The 3,725-nt window shown below is 63.6% G+C and carries 4 protein-coding genes and 2 pseudogenes; 4 read left to right on the top strand and 2 right to left on the bottom strand.

From position 1 onward, the window contains the following. The 3 genes and pseudogenes from AC27GT_RS03445 to AC27GT_RS03435 all read left to right on the top strand — a co-directional run. Positions 1 to 200, top strand: a pseudogene (locus AC27GT_RS03445) (IS256 family transposase); the annotation flags it as partial. A gap of 101 nt (positions 201 to 301) precedes the next feature. After that, complete coding sequence (locus tag AC27GT_RS03440; protein WP_487223552.1) at positions 302 to 1,054, top strand: SIR2 family NAD-dependent protein deacylase; 753 nt, start codon at positions 302 to 304, stop codon at positions 1,052 to 1,054. Beyond that, complete coding sequence (locus AC27GT_RS03435) at positions 1,017 to 1,562, top strand: hypothetical protein (protein WP_487223551.1); 546 nt, start codon at positions 1,017 to 1,019, stop codon at positions 1,560 to 1,562. Before AC27GT_RS03440 ends, AC27GT_RS03435 begins: the two co-directional genes overlap by 38 nt. On the opposite strand, the gene der is transcribed toward AC27GT_RS03435, so the two are convergent. Then, positions 1,559 to 2,857, bottom strand: a complete 1,299-nt coding sequence (der, locus tag AC27GT_RS03430) for a ribosome biogenesis GTPase Der (protein WP_487223550.1) — start codon at positions 2,855 to 2,857, stop codon at positions 1,559 to 1,561. The two genes, AC27GT_RS03435 and der, sit on opposite strands and share 4 nt — an antisense overlap. A gap of 80 nt (positions 2,858 to 2,937) precedes the next feature. Here der and AC27GT_RS03425 point away from each other — a divergent pair, with 80 nt between their 5' ends. Then, positions 2,938 to 3,510 (top strand): lysophospholipid acyltransferase family protein, encoded by a 573-nt coding sequence (locus tag AC27GT_RS03425; protein WP_487223549.1) that lies wholly within the window; start codon positions 2,938 to 2,940, stop codon positions 3,508 to 3,510. 19 nt (positions 3,511 to 3,529) lie between these two features. On the opposite strand, the pseudogene AC27GT_RS03420 reads toward AC27GT_RS03425, so the two are convergent. Beyond that, positions 3,530 to 3,725 (bottom strand): annotated as a pseudogene (locus AC27GT_RS03420) (transposase); the annotation flags it as partial.

Raw genomic sequence — 3,725 nt, 5'->3', positions numbered from 1 at the left:
GGCGTGGGACGAAGGTGCGGGATCATAAGTTCCCCCGACCCGAGTCTGTGTTTAAGCTCCTTTACTTGGAGGCGGAGCGTCAGGAGGGGAGGTGGTCTGAGCGGCGATTGAAGGGCTTTGCTGAGGTGCGGGAAGTGCTGGAGAAGATGCTTCTGGAGAGGTATGCCCCCCGTACACAGACGCTTACACATAAATCTTGACACGACCAGGAGCACCGTGGCAAAGACGAGAAAGAGGGGAAGAAGCAAACGCCTGGGCATACCCTTACCTAGCAACTATCATGGGGGAACGGGTGGGGGTTATGCTAGAGGCCAAGCGCCGTCTAAGGGAAGCCAGGCGGGTGGCGGTCCTGACGGGGGCGGGCATTTCCAAGCCCTCGGGGATTCCCACCTTCCGCGATGCCGAGGGGCTTTGGAAGGAGTTTAACCCTCTGGACTATGCCACCCCGGAGGCGTATGCCAGGAACCCGGAAAGAGTCTGGGAATGGTATGCCTGGCGCATCGCCAGGGTGCGGGAAGCCAAGCCCAACCCCGCCCATCTGGCCCTGGTGCGGTTGGAAGAGGAAGTGCTTGGGCGAGGGGGGGCGTTCCTCCTGGTGACCCAGAACGTGGACGGCCTCCACGCCTTGGCGGGAAGCCGGAACCTGGTGGAGCTCCACGGCAACATCCTGCGGGCCCGCTGTGAGGCGTGCGGGCACCGGTTCTTGCTCCCCGACCCTTTCACCCCTCCACCCTTCTGTCCCCTTTGTGGGCATAGGGCCCGGCCCGACGTGGTCTGGTTTGGGGAGTTCTTACCTGAGGGGGCCTGGGAGAAGGCGGAAAAGGCCTTTGCCGAGGCGGATGTGGCCCTGGTGGTGGGCACCAGCGCCGAGGTGGAACCAGCGGCTTCCTTGGGACGCATTGCCTTCACGGGCGGGGCGTATCTGATTGAGGTCAATCCCGAACCCACCCCCCTTACCCCCTTGGCCCACCTCTCCTTGCGGATGGGGGCGGTGGAGGGCTTGCAGGCTCTGGGATATGGGGAGAGCGGAACGCATCCTTCGGCTTCTGGCTGACCTGGCCACCCTGGCCCGGGGTGGAGTGGTGGCCCTGGTTCTCCTCCGGGTGGGGGAGGGACCCGAGGCCTTGGCCGGGGTGGTGCACCTTTTGCTTTTGGGCTGGACCCTGGATGTTCTGGATGGTTGGCTGGCCCGTGCCTCGAGGCGGCCTTCGCCCCTGGCGGCCTGGGACTATCCCCTGGATGCCGGGCTTGCCTGGGCAGGCCTGGCCTATCTGGTGGGGGCGGGGCTGGTGCCGGAAGGTGTCGCCTGGAGTTGGGCGGTGGGGAGCCTGGTGCTTCTCCTTCGCTATCCCAAGAAAAGCCTTTCCATGCTCCTGCAAGTACCGGCCACCTTCGCCCCTTTCTACTACGCCCAGAAACTGGCCCCGGAGGCTTTTTGGGAAGCAGTCATCTGGGCCTTTCTCATGCTTCTTCTGGATGGAAGGCGCTTTTTAGGGGTGGTGGTGGAGTTTATGGTGGACGCGGGCCTCCTGGCTTCCGCGCGCCGGGAAAGCCGTCCCTAGCCTTCTTCCCGACGTCCGCGGAAGACCAGGCGGAAGGGCACTTCCTTAAGGCCCAGGTCCTCACCGATACGGTTTTTCAGGTAGTTCTCAAAGGCCCGGGTCACGAACTCCGGGTGGTTTACGAAGAAGACGAAGGTGGGTGGGGCCACCTCGGGCTGGGTGGCGTAGAAGATCTTCAAGGGTTTTCCCTTGAAGTTGGGAAGCTGCACCTTCGCCGTCCAGACGGAAAGCCAGCGGTTGAGCTCGGCGGTGGGGATGCGGGTGTGGTTGAGCTCGAATAGGCGCACCGCCTCGCTGAAGATCTTATCCAGGTTCTGCTTGGTGAAGGCCGAGGTGTAGACCCGGGGAAGATGCTCCAGGTGCGCAAGCTTTTCCTTGAGCTCCCGGCGCACCTTGGGGGCCTCCTCCTTCCTTACCAGGTCCCACTTGGTGATGACCAGGAGCACGGGCTTGCCCGCTTCCAGGGCGTGGTTGGCCAGCTTGAGCTCCCGGTCCCCCACCTGGAACGGGTCTACGACCAGAAGAACCACGTCGGCTTCCTCTATAGCCTTAAGGCTCCGCCTGATGGCCAGTTCCTCCACCAGGCTTTCCGGGCGCTTGCGGATGCCGGCGGTGTCCACCAGGACGAAGGGCTGGCCGCGGAAGGTGAAGTGCACGTCAATGGCGTCCCGGGTGGTGCCGGGCTCCTCCGACACGATGACCCGTTCCTCCCCCAGGATGGCGTTCAGGAGGCTGCTCTTTCCGGCATTGGGTCGGCCCACGATGGCGAGCTTGATGCCTGCCACTTCCGGCTCCGACTCGATCTGCCGAACAGGAAGCTTTTCCCAGATGGCTTCCAGGAGTTCCTCGAGGCCCCTTGCATGCTCGCTGGAGGTGGGGATGGGATCCCCGAAACCCAGGGCGTAGAGGGGGCCCAGGTAGTGCTCGTGCTTGGGATCGTCCACCTTGGTGGCCACCAGGATCACGGGCTTCCCCTTCTTCCGCAGGTATTCCGCCACCTCATAGTCCGCCTGGGTGAGCTCTGAGCGGCCGTCCACGGCAAAGAGGACCACTTCGGCGTCCTCCAACGCCTGGTCCACTTTCTCCTGGATCTTCTTTTCCCATCGGTCCCCCGACCAAAGCCCCCCGGTGTCCACCAGGAGGAAGCGGCCCTTCTCGGTTTCCACCACGCCTTCCTTGAGGTCGCGGGTAACCCCGGGAACATCGGCCACCACCGCACTCCTTTTGCCCAGGAGGCGGTTGAAGAGGCTGGACTTGCCCACGTTGGGTCGGCCTACGATGACTACCTTATGCATCCTCACCCCAGCAAACTGGGGTGGGGGAAGCCCCCACCCCGCCTTTGACCAGTCTACCACAGGGGGTATACTTTCAGGGTATGCAGAAACTGGCAGGCCTGGTTTTGCGAAGCCTCGGGTGGCGGTACCATATGCCGCCTCCTCCCAGCCGGAAGTACGTGCTGATCGGTGCCCCCCACACCTCCAACTGGGATTTCCCGGTGGGCCTCCTGGCCCTATGGGCATTGGGGATTCGGGCCCGGTGGTTGGGGAAGAAGGAGCTTTTCCGGCCCCCCTTGGGCTGGCTCTTAAAGCTTCTTGGGGGTATTCCCGTGGACCGCTCCCGCCGGAACAACCTGGTGGACAGCGTGGCGGAGGTTTTCCAGCAGGAGGAGGAGATCGCCATCCTCATCACCCCGGAGGGCACCCGGGGGAAGGCACCTTACTGGCGGAGCGGCTTTTACTACATGGCCCTGAAGGCCGGGGTGCCCATTGCCCTCGGCTACGTGGACTTCCGGAAAAAGGAGGTGGGGATCGGGGGCTACCTCTGGCCTTCCGGAAACCTCAAGCAGGATTTTGAGGTCATCCGGGCCTTTTACCAGGACAAGGTGGGTTTGAGGCCCGAGAGGCAGGGCCCCATCCGCATCCGCGAGGAGGTGGAGGAGGTGGCCTAGGCAGAAGCAGACTTGACCGCTATGCCGCATAGAGCCCCAGGAAGCGCAGGGCGGAGAGGGGGTTGAAGGAGAAGGCCTCCAAGGCCGCCTTCTTCTCCCTGACCCCTTGGCGGTGAAGCATGGAGACCAGAAAGGCCCGGAGGGCCGCCAAGACCTGTGCCCCCACCCCCCGCACCTGGCAGGCATCCTCGTGGAGGAGAACGTCCCGTACCCAA

It is taken from the genome of Thermus sp. KWY1, assembly GCF_057547025.1.
This window is presented reverse-complemented; position numbering and strand designations above follow the sequence as displayed.

What these genes read in the sequence shown, in the direction of transcription:
- AC27GT_RS03425 (WP_487223549.1), top strand. Translation starts at nt 2,938, where the DNA reads ATGCAGAAACTGGCAGGCCTGGTTTTGCGAAGCCTCGGGTGGCGGTAC.
- AC27GT_RS03435 (WP_487223551.1), top strand. Translation starts at nt 1,017, where the DNA reads ATGGGGAGAGCGGAACGCATCCTTCGGCTTCTGGCTGACCTGGCCACC.
- der (WP_487223550.1), bottom strand. Translation starts at nt 2,857, where the DNA reads ATGCATAAGGTAGTCATCGTAGGCCGACCCAACGTGGGCAAGTCCAGC.
- AC27GT_RS03440 (WP_487223552.1), top strand. Translation starts at nt 302, where the DNA reads ATGCTAGAGGCCAAGCGCCGTCTAAGGGAAGCCAGGCGGGTGGCGGTC.